23 protein-coding genes are annotated in these 25,730 nt (G+C 71.8%); 6 read left to right on the top strand and 17 right to left on the bottom strand.

The window, feature by feature from the left end:
- Window positions 1-6: 6 nt before the first annotated feature.
- Entirely contained in the window at window positions 7-2,115 is a 2,109-nt protein-coding gene (locus tag ACWC9R_RS17655) for a phosphocholine-specific phospholipase C (RefSeq protein WP_450732507.1), read from the bottom strand.
- A 186-nt stretch (window positions 2,116-2,301) separates the two neighbouring features.
- Between ACWC9R_RS17655 and ACWC9R_RS17650 the strand changes: the two genes are divergently transcribed.
- Window positions 2,302-3,330 carry a hypothetical protein gene (locus ACWC9R_RS17650; RefSeq protein WP_450732505.1) on the top strand — a complete coding sequence of 343 codons (1,029 nt, stop codon included), beginning with the start codon at window positions 2,302-2,304 and terminating at the stop codon, window positions 3,328-3,330.
- 24 nt (window positions 3,331-3,354) lie between these two features.
- Here ACWC9R_RS17650 and ACWC9R_RS17645 read toward each other — a convergent pair whose 3' ends face one another.
- On the bottom strand, window positions 3,355-3,747 hold the full coding sequence (locus tag ACWC9R_RS17645) for an ATP-binding protein (RefSeq protein ID WP_450732503.1): 393 nt from the start codon (window positions 3,745-3,747) through the stop codon (window positions 3,355-3,357).
- 9 nt (window positions 3,748-3,756) lie between these two features.
- Between ACWC9R_RS17645 and ACWC9R_RS17640 the strand changes: the two genes are divergently transcribed.
- From ACWC9R_RS17640 to ACWC9R_RS17625, 4 genes are read left to right on the top strand one after another with little or no spacing between them, the layout of a single operon-like run.
- Window positions 3,757-4,254, top strand: coding sequence for a DUF5753 domain-containing protein (locus ACWC9R_RS17640; RefSeq protein ID WP_450732501.1), 498 nt, complete (start codon window positions 3,757-3,759; stop codon window positions 4,252-4,254).
- A complete protein-coding gene (locus ACWC9R_RS17635; protein WP_450732500.1) occupies window positions 4,251-4,514 on the top strand; it encodes a DUF397 domain-containing protein in 264 nt (87 codons plus the stop codon). Before ACWC9R_RS17640 ends, ACWC9R_RS17635 begins: the two co-directional genes overlap by 4 nt.
- Window positions 4,515-4,531: 17 nt before the next feature.
- A complete protein-coding gene (locus ACWC9R_RS17630) occupies window positions 4,532-5,536 on the top strand; it encodes an aldo/keto reductase (RefSeq protein ID WP_450732528.1) in 1,005 nt (334 codons plus the stop codon).
- A gap of 28 nt (window positions 5,537-5,564) precedes the next feature.
- A complete protein-coding gene (locus ACWC9R_RS17625; RefSeq protein ID WP_450732498.1) occupies window positions 5,565-5,822 on the top strand; it encodes a hypothetical protein in 258 nt (85 codons plus the stop codon).
- A 90-nt stretch (window positions 5,823-5,912) separates the two neighbouring features.
- On the opposite strand, the gene gatB is transcribed toward ACWC9R_RS17625, so the two are convergent.
- The 14 genes from gatB to mnmA all read right to left on the bottom strand — a co-directional run bounded on the left by gatB (window position 5,913) and on the right by mnmA (window position 23,527).
- Window positions 5,913-7,421 carry an Asp-tRNA(Asn)/Glu-tRNA(Gln) amidotransferase subunit GatB gene (gene gatB, locus ACWC9R_RS17620; protein ID WP_450732496.1) on the bottom strand — a complete coding sequence of 503 codons (1,509 nt, stop codon included), beginning with the start codon at window positions 7,419-7,421 and terminating at the stop codon, window positions 5,913-5,915.
- A gap of 16 nt (window positions 7,422-7,437) precedes the next feature.
- On the bottom strand, window positions 7,438-7,671 hold the full coding sequence (locus ACWC9R_RS17615; RefSeq protein ID WP_030087700.1) for a hypothetical protein: 234 nt from the start codon (window positions 7,669-7,671) through the stop codon (window positions 7,438-7,440).
- A gap of 5 nt (window positions 7,672-7,676) precedes the next feature.
- The gene (gene gatA, locus ACWC9R_RS17610) at window positions 7,677-9,170 is read right to left on the bottom strand and encodes an Asp-tRNA(Asn)/Glu-tRNA(Gln) amidotransferase subunit GatA (RefSeq protein WP_393363417.1); all 1,494 of its coding nucleotides are present in this window, start codon (window positions 9,168-9,170) and stop codon (window positions 7,677-7,679) included.
- A 5-nt stretch (window positions 9,171-9,175) separates the two neighbouring features.
- Window positions 9,176-9,472 carry an Asp-tRNA(Asn)/Glu-tRNA(Gln) amidotransferase subunit GatC gene (gatC, locus tag ACWC9R_RS17605; RefSeq protein WP_006602950.1) on the bottom strand — a complete coding sequence of 99 codons (297 nt, stop codon included), beginning with the start codon at window positions 9,470-9,472 and terminating at the stop codon, window positions 9,176-9,178.
- A 733-nt stretch (window positions 9,473-10,205) separates the two neighbouring features.
- Window positions 10,206-12,314 (bottom strand): putative bifunctional diguanylate cyclase/phosphodiesterase, encoded by a 2,109-nt coding sequence (locus tag ACWC9R_RS17600; RefSeq protein ID WP_450732495.1) that lies wholly within the window; start codon window positions 12,312-12,314, stop codon window positions 10,206-10,208.
- Between the two features lie 156 nt (window positions 12,315-12,470).
- Window positions 12,471-14,687, bottom strand: coding sequence for an NAD-dependent DNA ligase LigA (gene ligA / locus ACWC9R_RS17595; protein WP_450732493.1), 2,217 nt, complete (start codon window positions 14,685-14,687; stop codon window positions 12,471-12,473).
- 31 nt (window positions 14,688-14,718) lie between these two features.
- Window positions 14,719-15,732 carry a methionine synthase gene (locus tag ACWC9R_RS17590; protein ID WP_450732492.1) on the bottom strand — a complete coding sequence of 338 codons (1,014 nt, stop codon included), beginning with the start codon at window positions 15,730-15,732 and terminating at the stop codon, window positions 14,719-14,721.
- Window positions 15,733-15,903: 171 nt separating this feature from the next.
- Window positions 15,904-17,304, bottom strand: a complete 1,401-nt coding sequence (locus ACWC9R_RS17585) for an MFS transporter (protein ID WP_450732490.1) — start codon at window positions 17,302-17,304, stop codon at window positions 15,904-15,906.
- A 138-nt stretch (window positions 17,305-17,442) separates the two neighbouring features.
- Entirely contained in the window at window positions 17,443-17,883 is a 441-nt protein-coding gene (locus ACWC9R_RS17580; protein ID WP_450732488.1) for a MarR family winged helix-turn-helix transcriptional regulator, read from the bottom strand.
- An 83-nt stretch (window positions 17,884-17,966) separates the two neighbouring features.
- Window positions 17,967-18,656, bottom strand: a complete 690-nt coding sequence (locus ACWC9R_RS17575; protein WP_450732486.1) for an SDR family oxidoreductase — start codon at window positions 18,654-18,656, stop codon at window positions 17,967-17,969.
- Window positions 18,657-18,704: 48 nt separating this feature from the next.
- Window positions 18,705-19,247, bottom strand: a complete 543-nt coding sequence (locus ACWC9R_RS17570; RefSeq protein ID WP_450732484.1) for an LOG family protein — start codon at window positions 19,245-19,247, stop codon at window positions 18,705-18,707.
- A gap of 428 nt (window positions 19,248-19,675) precedes the next feature.
- Complete coding sequence (gene gdhA / locus ACWC9R_RS17565) at window positions 19,676-21,052, bottom strand: NADP-specific glutamate dehydrogenase (protein WP_393363429.1); 1,377 nt, start codon at window positions 21,050-21,052, stop codon at window positions 19,676-19,678.
- A gap of 383 nt (window positions 21,053-21,435) precedes the next feature.
- A complete protein-coding gene (locus tag ACWC9R_RS17560; protein ID WP_450732526.1) occupies window positions 21,436-22,179 on the bottom strand; it encodes a VC0807 family protein in 744 nt (247 codons plus the stop codon).
- 217 nt (window positions 22,180-22,396) lie between these two features.
- Window positions 22,397-23,527: a tRNA 2-thiouridine(34) synthase MnmA gene (mnmA, locus tag ACWC9R_RS17555; protein ID WP_450732482.1), complete on the bottom strand. Its 1,131-nt coding sequence runs from the start codon at window positions 23,525-23,527 to the stop codon at window positions 22,397-22,399.
- Window positions 23,528-23,581: 54 nt separating this feature from the next.
- On the opposite strand from mnmA, the gene ACWC9R_RS17550 reads away from it, so the two are divergent.
- On the top strand, window positions 23,582-24,304 hold the full coding sequence (locus ACWC9R_RS17550) for an N-acetylmuramoyl-L-alanine amidase (RefSeq protein ID WP_450732480.1): 723 nt from the start codon (window positions 23,582-23,584) through the stop codon (window positions 24,302-24,304).
- A 79-nt stretch (window positions 24,305-24,383) separates the two neighbouring features.
- On the opposite strand, the gene ACWC9R_RS17545 is transcribed toward ACWC9R_RS17550, so the two are convergent.
- Window positions 24,384-25,553, bottom strand: coding sequence for a cysteine desulfurase family protein (locus ACWC9R_RS17545; RefSeq protein WP_450732478.1), 1,170 nt, complete (start codon window positions 25,551-25,553; stop codon window positions 24,384-24,386).
- Window positions 25,554-25,730 lie beyond the last annotated feature (177 nt).

Below are 25,730 nucleotides of genomic sequence, written 5' to 3'. Positions count from 1 at the left end.
CGCCTCTCAGCCGGTGACCGACTCCTCGCCGTTCTCCACATGCCCCATGAGACGGCGGCGGAAGGACCTGTCCTCGGTGACCGTGAGGGCGAGGTCGTACCAACCATGCGCGGCCGCGGCGGGATGGGCGACGGTGCGGCTGCCGCCGGCCTTCACCGTCACCGTGCGCGGCGCGGTGTCCGTATAGGCCAGCGGCGCGAGGGTGAACGTCAGGTCGGTGCGGCCGGGGTTGGTGAGGGTCAGATGGAGTTCCTGCCGCCCGGCGTCGATCCGCGTGCCCAGGGTGACGGCCGCGGCCGCGCCCCGCCCGGTACCGGCGAACTCCCGCCGGAAGCCGTTCGGGCCGGTCACCGTGAAGCGGTACGTACCGTCCTTCACCGGTACATCCCACCGCGCCTTCCCCTGTACGTCCCGGTGCTGCGGCGCCCCGAATTCCTTCGCGTACGGATAGAGCGCCAGATGGGCCGAGGCCTCGCCGGTGTTGCGGACGGCCATCCGGAAGACCGCGGCGCCCGGGTCGAAGCCGCCGTCGGCGTCCGGCTGGTACGGGAGCGCCCGGGCCGGGCGGCTGCCCGGCTCCTGCCGCGGCAGTGCCTGCCGGAGCGGCGGCAGCGGCGCCCAGCGCCCGCTGAACTCCGGTACCGCGCCGGGCCGCCGCACCGACGGCTGCCGGCGCCCGCGGGAGAAGTCGAAGGCGGCGGTCAGATCGCCGCAGACGGTGCGCCGCCAGGCGCTGATCTGGGGTTCCGCGATCCCCGTCCAGCGCTCCAGGAAGCGGGTGACCGAGGTGTGGTCGAAGACCTGGGAGCAGACGTAGCCGCCGACCGTCCACGGGGAGATGACGATCATCGGGACCCGGATGCCCAGACCGGTCGGCCTGCCGTCCCAGAACTCCCCGTCGGTCCCGGCGGGCGGCACCGGGGGCGGCACATGGTCGAAGAACCCGTCGTTCTCGTCGTAGGTCAGGAAGAGCGCGGTGTGCCGCCAGACCTCCGGGTTGCGGCCGAGCGCGTCGAGCACCTTGTAGACGATGGTGGCGCTCTCGGCCGGTGAGGACGAGCCGGGGTGCTCGGAGTCCGCGGCGGACGGCACGAGGTACGACACCTCGGGCAGCCTGCCGTGCGCCACGTCAGCGGCGAACACGGTCGCCGTGGTGTCCGGCTCACCCCGCCGCAGCGCCCGCTCGAACAGGCTGCGCTCCGCGCGGTCCAGCCCCTTGACGCCCTCCTCCAGGAGCCCCGCCAGCCGGGTGCGCCCGGCCTCGTCGGCGCCCGCCACCTTCGTGTAGTAGGCGGTCATGGCCCGCACCCCGTCCACCTTGGCCAGGGCCTTCCTCGCGACCGCCTTGAAGCGCGCGTGGAACTCCAGGTTGTTGTCGGTGAAGTTGTCCCACTCCTGGTAGACCCGCCAGCTGCGGCCGGCCTTCTCCAGCCGCTCGGCGTAGGTGGTCCAGGTGTAGCCGGGGTGGGTGTCCTCCTCGTAGGCGTCGTTGCCCACCGCCCGCTTCCCGTTGGGTTCGTAGCCCGTCCAGCCGCTCACCAGGTGGTTGCGGTTGGGGCTGGTGGAGGAGTGGATCGAGGAGTGGTAGGCGTCGCAGACGGTGAAGGTGTCCGCGAGTTCGTGGTGCAGCGGGATGTCCTGCCGGTCGTAGTGGGCCATGGTGGCGGCGGTCTTGGCGGTGACCCAGCCGTTCATCCAGCCGCGGTTCCACGCGACCGCCCCGCCGAACCAGCTGTGGTCCAGCGCGCCGATGTACTGCAGGTCCTTCTTCTGCGCGGCGGCCGCCCCGCGCACCGGGAAGGGCAGCACGGTCCCGAGGCCCAGCAGCCCCGGCTGCTCGTAGACGCTCCGGCCGCCGGGCAGCTCGATCGCGTTGCGGTCGGCGTAGCCGCGCACCCCGCGCAGCGTCCCGAAGTAGTGGTCGAAGGAGCGGTTCTCCTGCATCAGCACGACGACGTGCCGGATGTCCCCGAGCCCGCCGCCCCGCGCCGGCCGTGCCGCGTCGTCCGCCAGCGCCTGTTGCAGCGACGGCGGCAGCAGCGACCCGGCCACCGCCGCGCCCGCCGCTGCCGCGCCAACTCCCAGTACCCGTCTGCGAGATACCTCCGGTGCCACGCCCGACCTCCCAGTCGACAGTCACGACAACCACGGACCGCGCAATGGTCTGGCCTCAGCCCATTGCACCGGGTGCGACCGGGACAGTAGTGGACGCCAGTGGTCGGCGATAGGCAGCGGGATGACAACTCCGCGTTATCCACAGGCGGTTGCGGCGTCGAAGGAGCGCCTCTTAGGTTCAATGGCATGGGGGAAGTCGAACATCCGGCGGACACGGGACGCCGCACACCACACCTCAAGCGGTTCTGGCCGGCGGTCGCCCTGGCCACGGCCGGGCTGCTGCTCGCCGCCTGGGCCACGGTGAACGGCGCCTGGCCCTGGAGCGGCGCGCTGCCGGACCGGGCGTGCTGGAACTCCCTCGACCGCTCGCTGCTGACGAGGGCGGCACCACCCGGCGACGCCCCCTGGGAGGTCACGGAGACGAAGGACCGGTGGGGCGACCCGGACTGCACGGTGCAGCGGGGCGACTGGCGGCTCGACGCCACCGTCATGAGGACCCCGCTCAAGGCGCACCTGTGGTGGGGCCTCGGCACCGTCCCGCTCCACCACGGCCTGCCCGGGATGATCAAGCCGAACCGCAACCGGGTCGACGGCTGGCTCCGCCTCCCCCAGTGCCGCAACAAGCTGGCGCACATCAACGTCCCCAGCGCGGGGGCGGATCAGCGCGCCGCCTCGACCTTCGCCGCCAGAAGCCTGCTCGCCGTCGGCAACGCCCGGATATCCCGGTGCGGCGGCAGGCCCTTCCCCGTTCCCCGGAGCTTCGACTGGCCCACGCCGGAGCCCGTGCACCTCTCCCGCGACGAGACGCCCTGCGGCGTGGCGGACGCCGGGACCGTACGGAAGTGGGCCGAGGGGCCGGTCCGCCAGTTCGGCGGCTTCACCGACGACCCGGTCAGCAGGTGCTCCGCCCTGGAGGAGGGCGATGGCGCGCTCGACCTGGGACTGTTCTCGGCGCTCGTGCTGCGCGACCGGGCGACCCTGGACGCGTTCTCGCCGACCGGCGTCCAGGCCCGTGTGCAGGTGCCGTCCGCAGGGCCACTGAAGCTGACAGGCAAGGACCTCCGTTTTGACCGCGACGCGGCCACGGCACTGGACTGCGCCAAGGGGCCGGGCAGCCGCTATGTGCACGTCATAGCCACGGGTTCGGACGCGCAGTACGCGGCGGTCAAACGCGCCGTCCTGACCAAGGTCGCCGCCACCATGCACTGCCACTGACCCGCACCGGGCGCCCGCGTCCGGTCACCGCGCACCGCCCCGGAACTCCGGCCACCACTCACACCACACGACCTTGCCCGGATCACGCTCCCCGCCCCCCCACTTGTCCGCGAGCGCGGACACCAGGAACAGCCCCCGCCCGCACTCCTCTTCCACCCCGCCACCCCGCACCGGAACCCGCGGCTCACCGCCCCCGCTGTCGTGCACCTCGGCACGCAGCAGCCCGTCCTCGTACAGCGACAGACACAGCCGGTACTCACGCCCCGGCGGCACACCGTGCAGCAGGGCATTGGTCGCCAGCTCGCTGACGCAGAGCAGAACGGCGTCCGCCCGGCTCTCCAGGTCCCAGTCGGCGAGCGCGTGGCGGGCGAACTCCCTTGCCAGCGGGACGGATCGGCGCTCACGCCGGTAGCGCATCAGAACCAGGTGGTGCCGGGGCTTTTGCAGATTGAGCCCTACGTACGGGCAACCTTCGATTCGCTCTACCCACCCCTGGACGAGGAGCAGGCCGAGGAATGGGTTTCAGGACGCATCAGCCGACAGAAACTGCTGGAGCGCAAAAAGCCTCTGCCCATGCTCAACTTCATCCTGGAAGAGGTAGTGCTCCACCGGCCGATCGGCGGCCCCGAGATCCTGCGCGCCCAGCTCCGCCATCTCCGCTCATGCGCCGAACTCCCTTTCCTGAGGCTCCAGATCATGCCGACGGCTCGACACACCCATGCCTCGCTGGACGGCCCACTGGTCCTGCTGGAGACACCCGATCACGAGCACCTCGCCTACATCGAAACCCAACGGATCAGCTTCCTAGTCGACGACCCGGATAAGGTCAGCGTGTATCAACAGGTATATGGGATGCTGCGGTCGCAGGCCCTCACCCCCGAGGAGACGATGAGCCTGCTGGACGACTTGCTAGGAGAGTCATGACCGGCACAGCAGCCCAGCACTTCTCTCGCGGTCTTAACTGGTTCAAGTCGAGCTACAGCGGCAGTGCAGGGGGCAACTGCATCGAGGTCGCCTACGACTGGCGCAAGTCGGCCCACAGCGGCAGCGAAGGCGGCAACTGCCTGGAAGTCGCCGCCTGTCCCTCCGCCATACACATCCGCGACTCCAAGAACCCCGGCGGCCCGATACTCACCCTGAGCGCCGCCGCCTGGTCCGTGTTCCTGTCTGACATCGCCAACTGACGGGCTCAGACGTGACGATGAAGGTCCGCCGGCTCGGCACCCACGGCCCCACCGTCTCCCCCCTCGGCCTCGGCTGTATGGGGATGTCCACCTCGTACGGCGTCCCGGACGACGCCGAATCGCTCCGTACGCTCGACCGCGCCGTCGAACTCGGCGTCACGCTGCTCGACACCGCGGACGCCTACGGGCGGGGCGCCAACGAGGAGTTCCTCGGCCGCTGGCTGCACAGCCGTACGGGATCGCCGCGGGACCGACTCGTCCTCGCCACCAAGTTCGGGCTGCGGCACGACGCCGCCACGGGGCGGGTGAACGAGGTCGACACCTCCGCCGCCTGGGTGCGCGAGGCCTGCCACGCCTCGCTGCGCCGCCTCGGTACGGACCACATCGACCTGTACTACATGCACCGCCGTGATCCGGCCGTCCCCATCGAGGAGACGGTCGGTGCGATGGCCGAGCTCGTCGCCGCCGGTGCCGTACGCCACCTCGGCCTCAGCGAGGTCAGCCCGCAGACGCTGCGCCGGGCGCATGCCGTCCACCCCATCAGCGCCGTGCAGTTGGAGTACTCCCTCTTCACCCGCGAGGTCGTGGAGGGCGAGATGCGGGCGACCTGCCGGGAACTCGGCATCGGCATCGTGGCGTACTCGCCGCTCGGCCGCGGGATGCTGACCGGCGCGCTCGCCGCACGGGACGATCTGACCGCCGAGGACGCCCGGCGCCGGTGGCCGCGGTTCGCCGAGGAGAACATCGACCGCAACCTCCGCCTCGTCCGGGCCGTACGGACCACCGCCGAGTCCTTCGGCTGCACCCCGGCACAGGCCGTCCTCGCCTGGCTGCTCGCCCAGGGCGAGGACATCGTCCCGATCCCCGGCACCAAACGCCGCGCCTACCTGGACGAGAACGCGTCGGCGGCCGGGATCGCCCTGAGCCGCGAGCAGACGGAACGGCTCCGCGCAGCAGTGCCCGACGGCGCCGTCGCCGGCGAACGCTATCCACTCGCCGCACTGGAACGGCTGGGGCACTGAGAGGAACCGAGGGGGACCGAGGAGAGCCATGCTGATCAGGGACGACTATCCGCGCCGTATCGCGCTGGGAATCTCCGGGCTCGCCCTGTTCGTCACCGTGCCCGCCGTGATCGGCATCGTGAAGGGCGGGGCCCCGGCCTTGGTCTTCGTACTGAGTCCGGTGCTGCTCTGCTGCGCCGTGCTCGCCGTGGTGGGCTGGCGCCGTGCGCGGCCCTGGATGACGCTCACCGCCGGCATGGGCGTGCTCGCAGCGGTCTTCGGCGGCAGCTGGCTGTTCGCCCCCTGACGGCAGGGCGGACCGCCCGCCGCTGCACGACGAAGCGGCCGCCCCTCCGCAGAAGGACGGCCGCTCGGCTCGTGCACAGGAATCAGCGCGTCAGCCTTCGACGCCCAGCTTCTCCAGGATCAGCTCGCGCACGCGGGCCGCGTCCGCCTGGCCCCGGGTGGCCTTCATGACCGCGCCGACCAGGGCGCCGGCCGCGGCGACCTTGCCGCCGCGGATCTTGTCGGCGATGGCGGCGTTGGCGGCGATCGCCTCGTCGACGGCGGTGCCCAGGGCGCCCTCGTCGGAGACGACCTTCAGGCCGCGCTTCTCGACGACGGTGTCCGGGTCGCCCTCGCCGGCCAGCACGCCCTCGATGGTCTGGCGGGCCAGCTTGTCGTTGAGGGAGCCGTCGGCGACCAGCGCGGTCACCCGGGCGACCTGCTCGGGGGTGATCGGCAGGGCGGCCAGGTCCACGCCGTCCTCGTTGGCGCGGCGGGCCAGCTCGCCCATCCACCACTTACGGGCCGAGGCGGAGTCCGCACCGGCGTCGACGGTGGCGGTGATCAGGTCGACCGCGCCCGCGTTGAGGATCGACTGCATGTCGTGCTCGGAGATGCCCCACTCCTCGCGCAGCCGGTTGCGGCGCACCCGCGGCAGCTCGGGGAGCGCAGCCCGCAGTTCCTCGACCCACTCACGGGAGGGGGCCACCGGCACCAGGTCCGGCTCGGGGAAGTAGCGGTAGTCCTCGGCGTTGTCCTTGATGCGGCCGGCCGTGGTGGAGCCGTCCTCCTCGTGGAAGTGCCGGGTCTCCTGGACGATCGTGCCGCCGGAGGAGAGCACCGCGGCGTGCCGCTGGATCTCGAACCGGGCCGCACGCTCCACGGAGCGCAGGGAGTTGACGTTCTTGGTCTCCGAGCGCGTACCGAAGGTCTCGGTGCCGTTGGGGCGCAGCGAGAGGTTCACGTCGCAGCGCATCTGGCCCTGCTCCATGCGGGCCTCGGAGACGCCGAGCGCCTTGATGAGTTCGCGCAGCTCGGCGACGTACGCCTTGGCGACCTCGGGGGCCCGCTCGCCCGCGCCCTCGATGGGCTTGGTGACGATCTCGATGAGCGGGATACCGGCGCGGTTGTAGTCCAGCAGGGAGTGCCGGGCGCCGTGGATACGGCCGGTGGCACCACCGATGTGGGTGGACTTGCCGGTGTCCTCCTCCATGTGGGCGCGCTCGATGTGCACCCGGAAGATCTCCCCGTCCTCCAGCTGCACGTCGAGATAGCCGTCGAAGGCGATCGGCTCGTCGTACTGGGAGGTCTGGAAGTTCTTCGGCATGTCCGGATAGAAGTAGTTCTTCCGGGCGAAGCGGCACCACTCGGCGATGGAGCAGTTCAGCGCCAGGCCGATCTTGATCGCGGACTCGACGCCGATCGCGTTGACGACGGGCAGCGAGCCGGGCAGACCCAGGCAGGTGGGGCAGGTCTGCGCATTGGCATCCGCGCCCAGGGTGGTGGAACACCCGCAGAACATCTTGGTCTTGGTGCCGAGCTCGACATGGACCTCAAGGCCCATGACGGGGTCGTACGTCGCGAGGGCGTCCTCGTACGACACCAGGTCAGTGACAGTCACGGTGAAACTTTCCCTCTCAGCCCAGCAGGACGTCGTCGTCGCCCAGGCGCTTCAGTTCGCGGTAGAGGATCGCCAGGCCGGTGACGATCGCCGCGGCCGAAACGGCGGCGTCGATCAGGCGGAGCGTGTCGTTCTCCTGACGGGCCAGCTTGGCCTGCTTGGCGACGCTGAGGGCGCCGAACGCGGTGCTGCCGATCGACAGGTACAGGCCGCCCTTGGACTTCTTGAAGTTCTTGGCCTTCTTGGTCATGGCGCTCACAGTGCAGGTGCCTCCTCAAGCAGCGGGTGACCCCACTTGGCGGTGTACGCGGCCTCGACCGCGGCACCGACCTTGTAGAGCCGGTCGTCGGCCATGGCAGGAGCGATGATCTGCAGGCCCACCGGCATCCCGTCCTCGGGAGCCAGGCCGCAGGGCAGCGACATCGCCGCGTTGCCTGCCAGGTTGGTGGGGATCGTGCACAGGTCGGCGAGGTACATCGCCATCGGGTCGTCGGCGCGCTCGCCGATCGGGAAGGCGGTGGTCGGCGTGGTCGGCGAAACGATCACGTCGACCTGCTCGAAGGCCTTCTCGAAGTCGCGGGTGATCAGCGTCCGCACCTTCTGGGCGGAGCCGTAGTACGCGTCGTAGTAGCCGGAGCTGAGCGCGTACGTGCCGAGCATGATCCGGCGCTTGACCTCGGGGCCGAAGCCGGCCTCGCGGGTCAGGGCCGTGACGTCCTCGGCGGACTTGGTGCCGTCGTCGCCGACCCGCAGGCCGTAGCGCATGGCGTCGAAGCGGGCCAGGTTGGAGGAGCACTCCGACGGCGCGATCAGGTAGTACGCCGACAGCGCGAGGTCGAAGGACGGGCAGTCCAGCTCGACGATCTCGGCGCCCAGCTCCTTCATCAGCGCGACCGACTCGTCGAAGCGCTGGATGACACCGGCCTGGTAGCCCTCACCGCGGAACTGCTTGACGACGCCGACGCGCATGCCCTCGACGCTGCCGTTGCGGGCCGCCTCGACGACCGGCGGGACCGGCGCGTCGATGGAGGTGGAGTCCAGCGGGTCGTGCCCGGCGATGACCTCGTGGAGCAGCGCCGCGTCCAGCACCGTACGGGCGCAGGGCCCGCCCTGGTCGAGGGAGCTGGAGAACGCCACCATGCCGTAGCGGGAGACGCCGCCGTAGGTGGGCTTGACGCCGACCGTGCCGGTGACGGACGCGGGCTGGCGGATGGAGCCGCCGGTGTCCGTGCCGATGGCGAGCGGGGCCTCGTAGGAGGCGAGGGCGGCGCTGGAGCCGCCGCCGGAGCCGCCGGGGATCTTGGTGAGGTCCCAGGGGTTGCCGGTCGGCCCGTAGGCGCTGTTCTCCGTCGACGACCCCATGGCGAACTCGTCCATGTTGGTCTTGCCGAGGATGACGACGTCGGCGGCCTTGAGCTTCTTGGTCAGCGTCGCGTCGTACGGCGGCAGCCAGCCTTCGAGGATCTTCGAGCCGACGGTGGTGGGAATGCCCTCCGTCGTGAAGATGTCCTTGAGCGCGAGCGGGACGCCGGCCAGCGGCCCGAGCTTCTCGCCGCGGGCCTTCTTCTCGTCGACGGCGCGGGCCTGGGCGAGCGCGCCCTCGCGGTCGACGTGCAGGAAGGCGTGCACCTTCTCGTCGACGGCCTCGATGCGGGCCAGGTGGGCCTCGGTCACCTCGACGGCGGTGAGCTCGCCGGAGGCGATCTTGGCCGCGATCTCGGCGGCGGTGAGCTTGATCAGGTCTGCCATGTCGGTCACTCCTCCCCCAGGATCTGCGGCACCTTGAAACGCTGCTGCTCCTGGGCCGGGGCGCCGGAGAGCGCCTGCTCGGGAGTCAGCGACGGACGGACCTCGTCCGGCCGCATGACATTGGTCAGCGGCAGCGGGTGGGAGGTCGGCGGGACGTCTTGATCGGCGACCTCGGAGACGCGGGCGACCGCGCCGATGATGTCGTCGAGCTGTCCGGCGAAGTGGTCGAGCTCTTCGGCCTTCAGCTCCAGACGTGCCAGCCGGGCGAGGTGAGCGACCTCCTCGCGCGTGATGCCAGGCATGCAGCGATCCTCTGGTGTTCTTGGCGGAGTGTTCCGGGCGGAATGTCCAGGCGGAGTCTTCTCGGCGAATACTCCTGTGAACTTTTCCGGCCCAATCCTATGGCGTACGGAAGAGCTGCCGCGAAACCGTTTCGCCGGGCGCCGCCGCGAACGCCGGACACGCACCGTTTTCACGCTCCACCGGCGGGCCCGGGGCACGTCCGCCGGGCCCCGGACCGGCCGGCTCATCGGGCTGCTTCGCCGCCGGGGTCGCGTCCGCCGTGGGCCCTGGGGGCGGGGGCGTCGGGCGGGGCGGACTGTGCGGGAGCGCCGGGTGCGCCGTTCACGTCGGAGCCACCGGGCGCGGCGGGCGGGTCGGAAGCGCCGGAGCAGTCAGACGCTCCGGAGTCGTCCGACGCGTCGGACTCGTCGGGCCGGGCAGGCCCGACGGGCGACGCCGGCTCGGTGAGCGACGCGGGCTCGTTGGACAGCACAGGCTCATTGGACGGCGCAGGCTCGTCCGGCACCTCGAACGCACCGGATTCATCGGCCGTATCCATCGTGCCGGCCGCGTCAGATGTGCCGACCGCATCGGACGCCTCGGCCGCGCCGGCCTCATCGGTCGCCTCAGCGGACGCGTCGGCCGCAGCCGTCTCCCCCGACGGCCCGTGGTCGTCCTCCTCGGGACGGGCCGGGGCCGGAGGCTGCTGCGCGGTTGCTTCGGAGCGGGGACATGGGACGGCCGGTGGCCGGGTCAGTTCAGGACCTGTCCGGAAGGGCGCTCGGCGCCCTTCTCCGCCGCGAGGGCGGCCGTCTCCGAGGCGCGCTGCCAGCCGCGCTCGCCGCGGGCTCTCAGCCAGGCGGTGGTCTCGTCCGGTGGCATCGCCGCGGCCACCAGCCAGCCCTGGACGGCGTCGCAGCCGAGATCGCGCAGCCGCTCCCAGGTCTCGTCGTCCTCGACACCCTCCGCGACGACCAGGAGGCCGAGGGAATGGGCGAGGTCGAGGGTGCAGCGGACGATCTCCGCGTCCTCGGTGTCGACGGCCAGCCGGGCCACGAACGAGCGGTCGATCTTGAGCTCGCTGACCGGGAGCCGCCTCAGGTGGACGAGCGAGGAGTAGCCGGTACCGAAGTCGTCGAGGGACATCTTGACGCCGTGCGCGGTGAGCCCGGCGAGGGTGTCGGCGGCCCGCTGCGGGTCCTCCAGGAGGACGTGCTCGGTTATCTCCAGTTGGAGGGCGCCGGGTGGGACGCGGTGCCGGGCGAGCCGCGCGGCGACCGCTCCGGCGAAGCCCGGGGAGTGCACGTCGCGCGGGGAGACGTTGACCGCGACCGGCACCTCCAGGCCCATCGCGCGCCAGCGCGCCACCTGGGCGAGCGCGGTCTCCAGGACGTACTCCGTCAGCCGGGGCATCAGCCCGGAGGACTCGGCGATGGCGATGAACTCGTCCGGTGGCACCCGGCCGCGGTCCGGGTGCACCCAGCGGACCAGCGCCTCCAGTCCGGCCACATGCCCGTCGAAGCCGACCTTGGGCTGGTAGTGCAGCTCGACGTCGCCGGCGTCCAGGGCGCGGCGCAGATCGCCCAACAGGCCCAGCCGGTCGGGGGTGTTGCCGTCCCGCTTGGCCTCGTAGAGCTCGACACCGCTGCGGTCGCGCTTGGCCTGGTACATCGCCACATCGGCGCGGCGCAGCAGCCCCTCGGCGTCGAGGGCGTGATCGGGGAAGACGGCGACCCCCGCGCTGGCTTCGAGCACGAGGGTGAGTCCGTCGAGGTCCAGCGGGGAGCCGAGGGCGGCGACGAGGTTGCGGGCCGCCCGCTGGGAGCTGGTGAGGGAGTCGGTGGTGGGCAGCAGGACGGCGAACTCGTCGCCGCCGAGCCGGGCCGCCTCGGCGCCCCGCGGGAGGGCGTGCCGCAGGCGTTCGGCGATCTGGAGCAGCAGGCGGTCGCCGGCGAGGTGGCCGAGGGTGTCGTTGACGGAACGGAAGCGGTCCAGGTCGATGAGGACCAGCGCCGAGCGGGCGCCGACGCGTTCGGCGTCGTCCAGGGCGGTCCAGGTGCGCTCCAGCAGCCACTGGCGGTTGGGCAGGCCGGTGAGCGGGTCGCGCAGTTGCTCCTCGGCGCGGACGCGGGCGATCCAGAGGGTGGAGTCCAGCGCGATCAGCGGGACCGCGAACAGCGGCAGCAGCAGGGGGGCGTGGACGGCGCAGACGGCGATCAGCGGGGAGATGCCGAGCAGCGCGATGCCGACGAGGGCCTGACGCAGCACGGCCGTTCGAGGGATGGCCGGCAGCTGGCCGGTGCGCGGGGTGAGGCTGAGCCAGAGCAGGCCGCGGCTGACGAAGAGGTAGCCGGCGGCGGTGACGACGACTTCGGGGAGGACCGCGAGGTTCCAGGACGGCGGGCCCCAGGGGTGGCGGACGCTGGAGGCCACACCGAACGCGGCGAGGCCGAGCGCCGCGGTGCCGAGGCCGAGGATGTCCACGGCACCGTGCACCACGGCCTGTCGCCAGCGGTGCCGCCGGGCGGCACCGACCAGGACGACCACGGAGAGGCTGACGAGGACGGCGGGCACCCAGCCGTAGAGCAGCAGGACGGCGAGGGCGAGGGCGGCGCCGGAGCCCGTGCCGCCCCACCAGCGGTCCCGGCCGAGGGCGACCAGGTGGCCGACGATGATGCCGGTGAGGATCGCCAGCGACCAGCCCACGGTGGCGCCGGGGAAGAGTGCCTCACCTTCGCCCAGGGTCACGATGACGCCCGTGGCGAGCGCGAGGCCCGCCACGGTGACGATGGTCGCGGGCAGCGCGGGCACGACGAGCCGCCGGAGCCGCGACGCCGGAGCGGCGCTGTCGGTCGGTTTCATTCCGATCCCTCTCACAGCCGGCTGTGCCCGCGCCACGGCAGGCGCACTCCTCAACAGTAGGCCGCGGAAGGCCGCGACGGGCAGCGATCGACGACGGTTGCCCGAATGCGACCCGGCGTCGCGGATCAATCTGGTATGCGCCGATGAGGTGACACCTCACTCCTCCTCAGGTGGAGTGACAGCTACCGCTCGCGCTGCGTCAGGACCCTGCTCCAGCAGCACCGCGAAGCCATCATCGTCCAACACGGGGACCTTCAACTGCATGGCCTTGTCGTACTTCGAACCAGGGTTGTCGCCCACCACTACGAATCCGGTCTTCTTCGAAACGGAACCGGTCACCTTCGCTCCGAGGTTCTGGAGGGCCTCTTTCGCGCCATCTCTGGTGTGTGACTGAAGTGTGCCCGTTACGACGACGGTGACGCCTTCCAGCGGACGTGGGCCCTCGTCACCCGTGTGCTCCGCCTCCATTCGGACGCCCGCGGCCCGCCAGGACTCGATGATCTGCCGGTGCCAGTCCACGGCGAACCACTGCTTCAGCGAGGCCGCGATGGTGGGCCCGACGCCGTCCACGGCGGCCAGCTCGGCCTCCTCGGCGTCCCGGATGCGGTCGAGGGAGCGGAACTCGCGCGCCAGCGCCTCGGCCGCCACCGGGCCCACATGGCGGATCGACAGACCGGTGATGATCCTGGCCAGCGGGCGCTGCTTGGCCGCCTCGATGTGTTCCAGCATGGCCAGGGCGTTCTTCTTCGGCTCGCCCTTCTGGTTGGCGAAGAAGGTGACGACCTTCTCCTCGCCCGTCTTCGGGTCGCGCTTGGGCAGACCGGAATCCGGGTCGAGGACATGCGACTTGATCGGCAGCAGCTGCTCGATGGAAAGGCCGAAAAGGTCCCCTTCATCCTTCAGCGGCGGCTCGGCGGGCTCCAGCGGCTGGCTGAGTGCCGTCGCCGCGACATAGCCGAAGTTCTCGATGTCCAGACACTTGCGGCCGGCCAGGTAGAACAGCCGCTCACGGATCTGGGCGGGGCAGGCGCGGGCGTTGGGGCAGCGCAGGTCGATATCGCCCTCCTTGGCGGGCTGCAGCGCCGTCCCGCACTCGGGGCACTCGGCCGGCATCACGAACTCCCGCTCGCTGCCGTTGCGCAGGTCGACGACCGGGCCGAGGATCTCCGGGATGACGTCGCCGGCCTTGCGGATCACGACGGTGTCGCCGATGAACACGCCCTTGGCCTTGACCACGTCCTGGTTGTGCAGGGTCGCGAACTCCACCTCGGAGCCCGCCACCGTCACCGGCTCGACCACGGCGTACGGCGTGACCCGGCCCGTACGGCCGACGCCGACGCGGATGTCGACCAGCTTGGTGTTGACCTCCTCGGGCGGGTACTTCCAGGCGATCGCCCAGCGCGGCGCGCGCGAGGTCGAGCCCAGCCGCCCCTGGAGCCGGATCTCGTCCAGCTTGACGACCACGCCGTCGATCTCGTGCTCGACGGCGGTGCGGCGGGTGTCGGCGTCGCCGTAGTGGCCGATGAACTCCCGTACGGCCTCCAGGGAGTCGACAACCCGGTTGTGCGTGGCCGTCGGCAGGCCCCACTCCTTGAGCAGGTCGTAGGCCTCCGACAGCCGGTCGATCTCCAGGCCGTCGCGGGCGCCGATGCCATGGACGACCATGTGCAGCGGGCGGCTCGCGGTGATCTTGGGGTCCTTCTGGCGCAGCGAACCGGCCGCGGCGTTACGGGGGTTGGCGAACGGCGGTTTGCCGTCGGCCACCAGCCGCTCGTTGAGCGCGAGGAACTTCTCCATCGGGAAGAAGACCTCCCCGCGCACCTCGACCAGATCCGGGATCGTGTCGCCCTTCAGGCGGTGCGGGATCTCGGCGATCGTCCGGACGTTGGGGGTGATGTCCTCGCCCGTACGGCCGTCGCCGCGGGTGGCGGCCCGGGTCAGCCGGCCCTGCTCGTAGGTGAGGTTGACGGCGAGGCCGTCGACCTTCAGCTCGCACAGGAAGTGGTAGCCGGCGCTCTTGGGGTCACCGCCCAGCTCACCGGCGATCCGCTCGGCCCAGCCCGCCAACTCCTCGTTGTCGAAGGCGTTGTCGAGCGAGAGCATCCGTTCGCGGTGCGCGACCTCGGTGAACTCCGTGGCGTAGGCCCCGGCGACCTTCTGGGTCGGGGAGTCGGGGGTGCGCAGCTCGGGGTGCTCGTTCTCCAGGGCCTCCAGGGAGCGCAGCAGCCTGTCGAACTCCGCGTCGCTGACGACCGGGGCGTCCTTCACGTAATACCGGAAGCGGTGCTCCTCGATCTGCTCAGCGAGCTGCGCGTGCTCCTCCCGCGCCGCGGCGGGCACCTTGGATTCCGCTGCGTGCTGTTCGCCAGCCACCGTCTTGTCCTCCCGTGGTCCTTGAGTGCGGTCACTCAGGGTTGTCTGCGAGTGATCTCGCCGCCCGGACGCAGTGGGCGAGAGCAGAGCGGGCATAAGCGGGCGAAGCACCCGCCAGTCCGCACGACGGAGTGATGACCACGGACTCGCTGAGAGTCCCCGGCGCCAGCCCCAGCCTGCGCCACAGCGTCCTGACACCCATGACGCTACCGGCAGGGTCTGACAATCGGCCGTCCACGCCCGGCACCACGCCCGCGAACAGCGTGGTACCGCCCTCGACGGCCTCCCCGACTGCCTCCTCCTCACGCTCGGTGAGCAGGGAGAAATCGAACGAGACACCCGTGGCACCGGCCCGCCGCAGCAGCCCGAAGGGCACCTCGGGCGCGCACGAGTGGACGACCACGGGACCGCCCTCCGCCACCCCGACGAGGTCGCGCAGCGTTCCCTCCACGACCGCCCGGTCCACCGCGCGGTGGGTGCGGTAGCCGCTCGCCGACTTCACCCGCCCCTGGAGCACCGCCGTCAACGACGGTTCGTCGAGCTGCAGCACGACCCGGGCGCCCGGGACCCGCCGCCGTACGTCCGCGAGATGGCCGCGCAGCCCCTCCATCAGCGACGCCGCGAGGTCCCGGCAGGCACCGGCGTCCGAGAGGGCCGCCTCGCCGTTGCGCAGCTCCAGGGCGGTGGCCAGGGTCCACGGGCCGACCGCGGAGACCTTCAACGCGCCCTCGTACCCCTGGGTGAACTCCTCCAGGGCATCGAGGTCCTCCCCCAGCCAGGAGTGGGCCCGCCGGGTGTCCCGGCCCGGCCGGTCGCTGATCCGCCAGCCGCTGGGCTCCACATGGCCGTAGACCTCGACCAGCATCCCGAGGGTCCGGCCGATCATGTCGGCCCCGGGGCCCCGGGCCGGCAGTTCCGGCAGATACGGGAAGGCCTCCAGCGATCCGGTGACAGTTTTGGCCGCCTCCCGCGCGTCACCGCCCGGCATCGATCCGATCCCGGTCGCGGCGCCCGCGGTCCACTTCTGCGTGCTGTTCTCGCTCACCCAGGAAGGGTATGCGCCGGTGCCCGGGGCGGGGTGCGGCAGGTGGGCGGGCGCGGGACGGTCCGTGGCGCCGTGGTCCGCCCGCCGGGATGCGTACGGCGGTCACGCTCCGGTGCGTACGCCCCGCCCCTTCCGCCCGGGTACGTCCCGCACGCCGGCCGTGGACACCCCTCACCCCCGGGTGCGTAGGCCCACCCGGCCGGCCACCGCCGCGAGGGCCAGCGCGCCCGCCGCCAGGGCGAAGGCCCAGGCCGCGCCCTGGTGGCCGCCGCCCGCGCCCGTCAGGACCGCGCCCATGCCGGCGATGCCCACCAGGGAGCCGATCTGGCGGTTGGCGTTGAGGGTCGCGCTGCCGATGTCGGCGTGCTCCCGGCCCGCGGCCGCCATCAGGACGCCGGTCATCGCCGGGGAGCTGGCCCCGCCGCCGATGTGGGCGACCGCCAGCACCAGCGCGAGCACCCCGTACGGCAGCCCGGGGGCGAGCGTCAGGAACAGCGCGGCGTAGCCCGCGGCGGAGAGCGCCAGAGAGGCCGTGAGCGCGGTCCGGTCGCCGACCCGCGGCCCGAACCGGGCGTAGAGCATGTTGCCGAACGGGATGACCAGAACGGCCGGCAGCATCTGGAGCCCCGCGGTCACCGGACCCGCCCCGCGCGCGGACTGGAGGAAGAGCCCGAGGACGAACAGCGCCCCGTAGAAGGCGAAGTTGAAGAGGAAGCCGACCACGTTGGCGGCGGCGAAAGCGCGGTCCCCGAAGAGCGCGCCCGGGAGGACCGGGGTACGGGCGGCCCGCTCCCGGACGAGGAACCCGGCCAGCGCGACCACCGCGACCGCCGACGCCCCCAGGACGGGCGGCGCGGACCAGCCCCTGCCGGGCCCCTCGATGAGCGCGTAACCCAGTGCCCCGAGAGCCAGCAGGCCCAGGACGTGGCCGGCGCCGCCGAGCGCCGCACCGCGGGCCGGGACCCGTGCGATGACCCGCCGGGTCAGCAGCAACCCGGCAAGGCCGAGGGGGAGGTTGACGAGGAAGATGCTGCGCCAGCCGAGCGTGCCGACCAGGAGGCCGCCGATGGTCGGTGCCAGCCCTACGGAGGTGGAGACGACCGCCGACCAGATGCCGAGGATCTTCGCCCGGCGCGCCGGTTCGGGGAAGGCGTTCATCAGCAGCGACAGCGAACTGGGCATGAAGAGCGCCGCGCCCGCCCCCTGGACGAAGCGGGCCGCCACGAGGACGCCGCCGTTCGGCGCGACGGCTCCCAGGAGGGACGCGGCGGTGAACACGGCGATCCCGACGAGATAGATCCGGCGGGCCCCGAACCGCTGCGCCAGCGAGCCGGCGAGCAGCAGCAGCGCGGCGAAGGCGAGGACATACCCCTCGACGACCCAGGTGAGGCCGGACATCGTCAGTCCGAGCCGGTCCCGCAGGTCGCTCGCGGCGACGTTCATGATGCCGGTGTCCAGGCTCGCCATCACGAACCCGAGGGCCAGGACGAGGAGTTGGACGCCTGCCCTGCCTGCCCCGTCGGTCCCGGACTCGCGCACCGGCGTACGCGACGCACTCTTCTCAGTGATCATGGATTTACTTAAAGCTGTAGCTATCGCGCGCAGCAATGATTACAGCTATAACTTTACTGAACGCATACGAAAACGGCCGGGACCCCGGGATGCGGTGTGCGTCCCGGGGCCCCGGCGGGGTGTCTCTCCCGTGAGCGGTCAGTCGCCCCGCCCCAGCGCCTTCAGCAGGTCAGCGCGGAGCGCGGCCCGCTCGTCGTGCGAAAGATGGTCGAGCGGTGAGGCGGTGCCCATCCGCCGCAGCAGATCGAGCCGCAACTCCCGCCCCTCCTCGGTGAGTACGAGCTGCTTGGCCCGCCCGTCCAGAGGGTGCGGCCGGCGCACGACCATGCCCTGCTTCTCCAGCTTGGAGATGACATAGGTGACATTCGGCGGCTCACAGCACAGCACCGCGGCCAGCTCCCGCGCCGTCTTCGGCTCGCCGAGCTCCTCCAGCGCCTTGGCCTGCGTCGGCGTCAGATCGAGCTCGGCGATCCGGCTGCGCTGATGCGCATCGAGCTGACGGCTCAGCTCCGTCACCAGCCCCCGGATCTCCCGGAACCCGCACCCCGCCGCCGCGGTCGACTTCGCTTCTATGGTCACTCATGAAGCGTACGTCGCCACGACGGAAAGCAGCCGAGCGCTCACGGGAGCGGGGACAACCACCCCTACGGCGGCCCGGAACGTCAGCGTCCGGGGCGCACCGACACATCGTTGATCTCCGCGTCCCGCGGCAGGTCGACGGCCGTGAGGATGGCCGTCGCGACCGACTCCGGGTCGATCCAGCGGGACGCGTCGTACTCCCTGCCCTCCTGCTGGTGGGTGCTCTCCTGCATCGGGGTGGCGGTGCGTCCCGGATAGACCGAGGTCACCCGCACGCCGTTGTCGTGCTCCTCCGCCCGCAGCGCGTCGGCCAGTGCCTTCAGGCCGTGCTTGGTCGCCGCGTACGCGCCCCACTGGGCCCGTGCGCTCAGCCCGGCACCGGAGTTCACGAAGACGACATGGCCCTCGGCGACCCGCACCAGCGGCAGCAGCAGCCGGGTGAGCTCGGCGGGCGCGACCAGGTTGGCGGCGAGCTGCCGCTGCCAGGACTTGGCCGGCAGATCGGCGACCGCGCCCAGCTCGATCACGCCCGCGCTGTGCACGAGGGAGTCGATCCGGTCCGGCAGCGGCTGCTGCCCGAAGGCCCAGGACAGCTTCTCGGGATGGGCGAGATCACCCACGAGCGTGTGGGCGCCGGGGAACTGCGCGGCCAGCTCCTTCGCCCGGACCGCGTTGCGCGCCAGCAGCCACAGGTCCTCCCCGCGGTCCGCGAGCCGCCGTGCGACCGCCGCTCCGATGCCCGACCCTGCGCCCGTGATCAAATGCGTACCCATGGGACCGATCCTAACGAGCGGGACGCCCGGATACGCGGGGGCGGCGGCTCAGGACCGGATGCCCGCCTTCTCCTCCAGATAGGCCAGCGCGCCGACCCCGTCCTCCGCGAAGAAGACCAGCTCGGTGAGCGGAAGCGGCAGAAAGCCCTCCGCCTCCATCCGCTCGAACTGCTGGTGCAACCCGTCATAGAAACCAGCGGTGTTGAGCAGCACCACCGGCTTGCTGTGCATCCCGTGCTTGCGCAGCTCCAGGATCTCGGTGGCCTCGTCCAGGGTGCCCGTACCGCCGACCATGATGACGACCGCGTCGGCGCGCACCAGCATCTGTGCCTTCCGCTCGGCGAGATCCTTGGTGACGACCATCTCATCGGCGCCCTCGCGCACCTTGTGCGCCAGGAACTCCACGGAGACGCCGATCAGCTTCCCGCCGGCCTCCTGCACCCCGTCGGCCATGACCTTCATCAGACCGGTGTCCGAGCCGCCCCAGACCAGCGCATGCCCACCCCGGCCGATCAGCTCGGCGAACTCACGGGCAGGAGTGACATAACGGTCGTCGAGATCGGCGGCGGAGCAGAAGACACAGATATTCATGCCGGTCACTTTACGAGCGGGTGGGGGCGGGGTGGGGCGGGGGCGAAGCGGGGCGGGCTGGGCCAGGCGGGGCGGGGGCCGGGGCGGACCGGGAAAGGGCAGGCTGGGCTGGGCGGATTGGGATAGGGCGGGCGGGGCTGGGGCGGGGGCGGGGCCGGGCCGAAGCTCTGGGCAAAGGCGCCGCAGCGCTCTCCCCCGCCCCCTCCCCCTCCTCCCCCTTCGGGGGAGGGGGCGGGGGTGGGTTCGGGGGTGGGGGGGGGAGCCGTACCCGACGGCGGGTGAGCCGCACCCGCCCCGGCAAGCGCGAAGCCGCCCCCTCCCCGCCCCGAGGCACATCAGCCCAGGGCCGGATCAGCCCTGGACCAGATCCTCCCTGAGCCAGATCAGCCCGTAGATCAGATCAGCCCCCGAGCCAGATCGCCCCCGGATCAGATCAACCCCTGATCCAGCATCGCGTCCGCGACACGCTCGAAGCCGGCGATGTTGGCGCCGGCGACGTAGTCGCCCGGCAGTCCGAAGCGCTCCGCGGTCTCGTAGCAGCGGTGGTGGATGCCGCGCATGATGGCCGCCAGCTCGCCCTCCGTGCGTTCGAAGGCCCAGGACTCACGCGAGGAGTTCTGCCGCATCTCCAGCGCGCTGGTGGCCACGCCGCCCGCGTTGGCGGCCTTACCGGGGCCGAAGGCCACACCGGCCGACTTGAGGAGCGTCACCGCCTCCGGCGTGGTCGGCATGTTGGCGCCCTCGGAGACCGCCTTGACGCCGTTGCGGACCAGAATGCGGGCGGCGTCCACGTCCAGCTCGTTCTGCGTCGCCGACGGCAGTGCCACGTCGCAGGCGACGTCCCACACCCGCCCGCCGGGGACATAGGTGGCCGACACCCCGCGCCGCTCGGCGTACGCGCTGATCCGGCCGCGCTCGACCTCCTTGATCTGCCGCAGCAGGGCCAGGTCGATGCCCTTCTCGTCGACGACATAGCCGCCGGAGTCCGAGCAGGTCAGCACGTTGGCGCCGAGCGCCTGCGCCTTCTCGATGGTGTAGATCGCGACATTGCCGGACCCGGAGACCACCACCTGCTGCCCGTCCAGCTCCTCGCCGCGCTGCTTGAGCATCTCCTCGGTGAAGAGGACGTTGCCGTAACCGGTGGCCTCCGTACGGGCCTTGGAGCCGCCCCAGGCCAGCCCCTTGCCGGTGAGGACACCGGCCTCCCAGCGATTGGTGATCCGCCGGTACTGGCCGAAGAGGTAGCCGATCTCCCGGCCGCCGACGCCGATATCGCCGGCCGGTACGTCCGTGTGCTCGCCGAGATGACGGTGGAGCTCCGTCATGAACGACTGGCAGAATCGCATGACTTCGGCGTCCGACTTGCCGTGCGGGTCGAAATCGCTGCCGCCCTTACCGCCACCGATGCTGAGACCGGTAAGGGAATTCTTGAAGATTTGTTCGAAGCCGAGGAACTTGACGATCCCCAGATTCACGGACGAGTGGAAACGCAGACCGCCCTTGTACGGACCGAGCGCACTGTTGAATTCCACCCGGAAACCGCGGTTGACGTGAATCGCCCCGGAATCGTCCTGCCAGGGGACCCGGAACATGATCTGCCGTTCCGGCTCGCAGATCCGCTCCAGGATCTTGGCCTCGGCGAACTCCGGGCGGGCCGCCAGCACCGGGGCCAGCGTCTCCAGCACCTCAAGTGCCGCCTGGTGGAACTCGGGCTCCCCGGGATTCCGCCGGACCAGCTCGGCGTACAGGGATGCCGGCCCGGCGGAATGAACGCCGGGCTTGACCTGAGATTGAACAGTCGACATGACTTCCGTTCCCTTTCGTGGCCGCGGAAAGGCCGCCTGCGGTCCGGACCCTGACGAGTCCTCACAAGGCCTACAACTCCTTGCGAGTCCTTATCGTCACCATTTCTCGCCGGGGTGGCCGCTGACGTCCCGTCGCTTTACCGACCTTATTTGGCGGCACCCCGCCGATCGACTGTGGGATATGCGACACGTCGCCCCCGTACGCAAACGTCCGACTCCTCCGGCGCGGCCTCGCCCACCCCATGCCCGCAGGTCAGCGCACCGGTGACGGCCGCCGCGCCCCGGTCTCCGGCCCCGCCGGCTGTGCGGGACCTCACAGTTGACCAGCGGTCTTGGCCCGTCCCATGCGCCCCGAACGCCCCACCGTGCCCCCGGCCCGGCCCTCAGCTCTCCGCCCCGGCCACCGCGGCGGCGCGCCCGGTCTCCCCACCCGCCCCGGTCCCGGCGTCGCTCCCGGCCTCGGCCCCGACCCCGTCAGCGGCCTCAGCCTCGGCCTCGACCATCCTCCGCATCGGGTCGGCACAGCTGCCCCCGGCGATGACCATCGCCGCCAGGACGGCCACCGCCATCAGGACGGTGCCCAGCCAGACCATGGTGTCCACCGGCACGGTGTAGGCGCCGACGACCCGGAGCACGCACTCGGCCAGCAGCGCCGTCCCCCAGATCGCCGAGAACCGCAGCTCGGCCCGCCGGAACCGGTCCGAGCCCGCCCGCAGCCGGTCCCAGGCGGCCTCGCCGGCCGCGCTCCCCTTGGTGACCCACGGCTTGAGCCCCGCGGTCATCAGGGGCCGCCTCGCCCGCACGGAGAGCAGGACCACGATCCCGACCACACTGCTCACCCCGCTGTCCTTGGCCAGCATCAGCCGCGGGTCGCCGGCCACCGTGCTCAGCGCCAGGCCCACCGCGTTGACGACCAGGATCAGCAGGGCGAGGCCGTTGACGCGGCGGCTGGTGACCAGGCTCCACACCGTCCGCAGCGCCGGCACCACGCTGCTCCAGCCCAGCGCGGCCACCGTGCCGAGGCCGAAGCCGTCGCGGAGGAGGTAGTACGAGGCCACCGGAATCCCCGCGTCCACGATCAGCGGCACGAAGCTCGCCAGCGGACTGCTGCGCTCCCCCTCGGACACGGGCTCGGCCACGGACTGGTTCCGGCGCACGGCGTGCTCCCCCACTTCGCTGTGAACTGCTGTTTGCTGCGAGGCATTCAGCTTTGTGCACAGCCGTGGCCAAGCAACAGTTCCAGGTGTCCCGGGCTCGCCATGACATTTGTCAGATCGACGGGACGCTCGGAGTGTCACGCCCCGGCCCCGCGCTCCCCTCCCCCGGAGGTCCGGAAGAGGCGCCCTACGCCTCCGCGCGCGCCGCTCGTTCCGTGGTGGCGATGGTGGCCGAGCCGACCACGCGGGTGCCGTCGTAGAGGACGACCGCCTGGCCGGGGGCCACGCCGCGGACCGGCTCGGTGAAGGAGACCCGGAGTTCGGCGTCGGCGGTCAGCTCGGCGGTGACCTCGGTCTCGCCGCCGTGGGCGCGGAGCTGGGCCGTGTAGGTCGCGGGTCCGGCCGTCGGGGGGCGGCCGCACCAGCGGGGACGGATCGCGGTCAGGGCCGTGACGTCTAGGGCGTCGGCGGGGCCGACCGTGACGGTGTTGTCGACCGGGGAGATGTCGAGGACGTAGCGCGGCTTGCCGTCGGCGGCCGGGTGGCCGATGCGCAGGCCCTTGCGCTGGCCGATGGTGAAGCCGTACGCGCCCTCGTGGGTGCCCAGGACCGCGCCGGACTCGTCGACGATGTCGCCGGGGGCCGTGCCGAGCCGCTTGGCCAGGAAGCCCTGGGTGTCTCCGTCGGCGATGAAGCAGATGTCGTGGCTGTCCGGCTTCTTGGCGACGAACAGGCCGCGGCGGGCGGCCTCTTCGCGGATCTCCGCCTTGGTGGTGAGGGTGTCGCCGAGCGGGAACATGGCGTGCGCGAGCTGGCGGTCGTCGAGGACGCCGAGGACGTACGACTGGTCCTTGGCCATGTCGGAGGCGCGGTGCAGCTCGCGGGTGCCGTCCTCGCGCAGCACGACCGTGGCGTAGTGGCCCGTGCACACCGCGTCGAAGCCCAGGGCCAGGGCCTTGTCCAGCAGCGCGGCGAACTTGATCTTCTCGTTGCAGCGCAGGCAGGGGTTCGGGGTGCGCCCGGCCTCGTACTCCGCGAAGAAGTCCTCGACGACGTCCTCACGGAAGCGTTCGGCGAGGTCCCAGACGTAGAAGGGGATGCCGATGACGTCGGCGGCGCGGCGGGCGTCGTGGGAGTCCTCGATGGTGCAGCAGCCGCGGGCGCCGGTGCGGAACGACTTCGGGTTCTCGGAGAGCGCCAGATGCACGCCCGTCACGTCATGGCCGGCCTCGGCGGCACGGGCGGCGGCAACGGCGGAGTCGACGCCGCCGGACATGGCGGCGAGCACGCGGAGGCGGCGGGGTGCGTCATCAGTCATAGCGAGTCCAGGGTAGACGGAACCACGGACAGGGCCGAAAGCGTTGATCAGCGCATGGGGAACAAGGACGGGGAGAACGGCGGCGGCCAGGAGGCCCCGCCCGGGATCACACGGCGCCGGGCGTTGTGGATCGGAGGCGGCGGGGCGGTGGCCGCCGGGGCCGCGGCGTTCGCCGGGCGCGATGTGCTGGCCCAGTGGTGGTGGCGGCTGCCGGGGAACGAGAAGCCGCGCACGCCCGGTGCGGTGGACCACCGGGGCGCGCAGTGGGTCGCGGCGTCCCCGGCGAACTTCCGGTGGGCGGACCGGCCGGCGGACTACGTGATCGACCGGGTGGTCATCCATGTCGTCCAGGGCAGCTACGCGACCGCGCTGGACGTCTTCCAGGACCCGCTGCACGAGGCCGGCGCGCACTACGTCGTCCGTAAGGACGGGCATATCGCCCAGCTGATCCGCGAGCTGGACGTGGCCTTCCACGCGGGCAACCGCGGCTACAACGAGCGGAGCGTGGGCATCGAGCACGAGGGCTTCGTGGACCGGCCGGCGTCGTTCACGGCTGCCATGTACGCGTCCTCGGCGCGGCTGACGGCCGGGATCTGCCGGCGGTACGGCTTCCCGGCCGACCGGGAGCACATCGTGGGGCATGTGGAGGTGCCGGGGACGGACCACACCGACCCGGGGCCGCACTGGGACTGGGACCGCTATCTGCGCCTCGTACGGGCCGAACTGCGCAAGCCCGTACGGGCGGGGAAGGGCCGGTCAGCGCCTCCGAAGTCATGAGTTCTGCCGCCGGAGGCCTCAGGCCTGATCCGCCGGACAGGCCCTGGCTCAGACCCTGGTTCAAGCCCTGGCGCAGGCCCTAGCTCAGGCCCGCGCTCCGTGCCCGCCCGACGACCGGGCCGATGGCCTCGGCCAGGGCCGCCACGTCCTCCGCGGTGGAGGTGTGCCCCAGGGAGAACCTCAGGGTGCCCCGGGCGAGCTCCGGGGACATGCCGGTGGCCAGCAGGACATGGCTGGGCTGGGCGACGCCGGCGGTGCAGGCGGAGCCCGTGGAGCAGGCGATGCCCTGGGCGTCCAGGAGGAGCAGGAGGGAGTCGCCCTCGCAGCCGGGGAAGGAGAAGTGGGCGTTGGCGGGGAGCCGGCCCGCGGGGTCCGGGTCGCCGCCGAGGACGGCGTCCGGGGCGGCGGCGCGGACGGCCTTGACCAGGTCGTCGCGGAGCGCGCCGATGTCGCGGGCGAAGTCCGCGCGGTGTGCGACGGCATGGCGGCCGGCGGCGGCGAAGGCGGCGACGGCCGGGGTGTCGAGGGTGCCGGAGCGGACGTGCCGTTCCTGGCCGCCGCCGTGCAGCACCGGCACCGGGGCGTACTCGCGGCCCAGCAGCAGCGCGCCGATGCCGTACGGGCCGCCGATCTTGTGGCTGGAGACCGTCATCGCGGCGAGCCCGGAGGCGCCGAAGTCGACCTCCAGCTGGCCGAAGGCCTGCACCGCGTCGGCGTGCAGCGGAACGTCGAACTCCGCGGCGGCGTCGGCCAGTTCCCGCACCGGCTGGATGGTGCCGATCTCGTTGTTGGCCCACATGACCGTGGCGAGCGCGACATCGGCGGGGTTGCGGGCGAGGGCCGTGCGCAGCGCCTCGGCGGACACCCGGCCGTAGCTGTCGACCGGCAGCCACTCGACCCGGGCGCCCTCGTGCTCGGCGAGCCACTCCACCGCGTCGAGGACCGCGTGGTGCTCGACGGGGCTGGCGAGGACGCGGGTACGGGCCGGGTCGGCGGCCCGGCGCGCCCAGTAGAGGCCCTTGACCGCGAGGTTGTCGGCCTCGGTGCCGCCCGCGGTGAAGACGATCTCGCTCGGGCGGGCGCCCAGTGAGGCGGCGAGGGACTCGCGCGCCTCCTCGACGGTACGCCGGGCCCGCCGGCCGGCGGCGTGCAGCGAGGACGCGTTGCCGGTGACGGTCAGCTGGGCGGTCATCGCCTGCACCGCCTCCGGAAGCATCGGGGTGGTGGCGGCGTGGTCGAGGTAAACCATGGTGCGCACGATTCTACGAGCTGACGCGGCGGGCTCCGGGGGCGCATCCACAGCGCGCGGGAGCGCCGCGCCCCGCGACGCCGGGAGCGCCGCGGGCCCGCCCCCAAGCCCGCCCCGGACCGCCGCCCACCCCACGGCCACGCGAACGCCTCGCCCCACTTCTCGACACCCCTCACC

It is taken from the genome of Streptomyces sp. NPDC001219, from assembly GCF_053597915.1.
This window is presented reverse-complemented; position numbering and strand designations above follow the sequence as displayed.

Coding starts and splice junctions, on each gene's coding strand:
- ACWC9R_RS17615 (WP_030087700.1), bottom strand. CDS start 7,671: ATGACCAAGAAGGCCAAGAACTTCAAGAAGTCCAAGGGCGGCCTGTAC.
- ACWC9R_RS17575 (WP_450732486.1), bottom strand. CDS start 18,656: ATGGGTACGCATTTGATCACGGGCGCAGGGTCGGGCATCGGAGCGGCG.
- ACWC9R_RS17645 (WP_450732503.1), bottom strand. CDS start 3,747: ATGCGCTACCGGCGTGAGCGCCGATCCGTCCCGCTGGCAAGGGAGTTC.
- ACWC9R_RS17635 (WP_450732500.1), top strand. CDS start 4,251: ATGACCGGCACAGCAGCCCAGCACTTCTCTCGCGGTCTTAACTGGTTC.
- mnmA (WP_450732482.1), bottom strand. CDS start 23,527: ATGACTGATGACGCACCCCGCCGCCTCCGCGTGCTCGCCGCCATGTCC.
- ACWC9R_RS17625 (WP_450732498.1), top strand. CDS start 5,565: ATGCTGATCAGGGACGACTATCCGCGCCGTATCGCGCTGGGAATCTCC.
- ACWC9R_RS17630 (WP_450732528.1), top strand. CDS start 4,532: ATGAAGGTCCGCCGGCTCGGCACCCACGGCCCCACCGTCTCCCCCCTC.
- ACWC9R_RS17650 (WP_450732505.1), top strand. CDS start 2,302: ATGGGGGAAGTCGAACATCCGGCGGACACGGGACGCCGCACACCACAC.
- gatC (WP_006602950.1), bottom strand. CDS start 9,472: ATGCCTGGCATCACGCGCGAGGAGGTCGCTCACCTCGCCCGGCTGGCA.
- gatA (WP_393363417.1), bottom strand. CDS start 9,170: ATGGCAGACCTGATCAAGCTCACCGCCGCCGAGATCGCGGCCAAGATC.
- ACWC9R_RS17585 (WP_450732490.1), bottom strand. CDS start 17,304: ATGATCACTGAGAAGAGTGCGTCGCGTACGCCGGTGCGCGAGTCCGGG.
- ACWC9R_RS17550 (WP_450732480.1), top strand. CDS start 23,582: ATGGGGAACAAGGACGGGGAGAACGGCGGCGGCCAGGAGGCCCCGCCC.
- ACWC9R_RS17570 (WP_450732484.1), bottom strand. CDS start 19,247: ATGAATATCTGTGTCTTCTGCTCCGCCGCCGATCTCGACGACCGTTAT.
- gdhA (WP_393363429.1), bottom strand. CDS start 21,052: ATGTCGACTGTTCAATCTCAGGTCAAGCCCGGCGTTCATTCCGCCGGG.
- ACWC9R_RS17600 (WP_450732495.1), bottom strand. CDS start 12,314: ATGAAACCGACCGACAGCGCCGCTCCGGCGTCGCGGCTCCGGCGGCTC.
- ACWC9R_RS17545 (WP_450732478.1), bottom strand. CDS start 25,553: ATGGTTTACCTCGACCACGCCGCCACCACCCCGATGCTTCCGGAGGCG.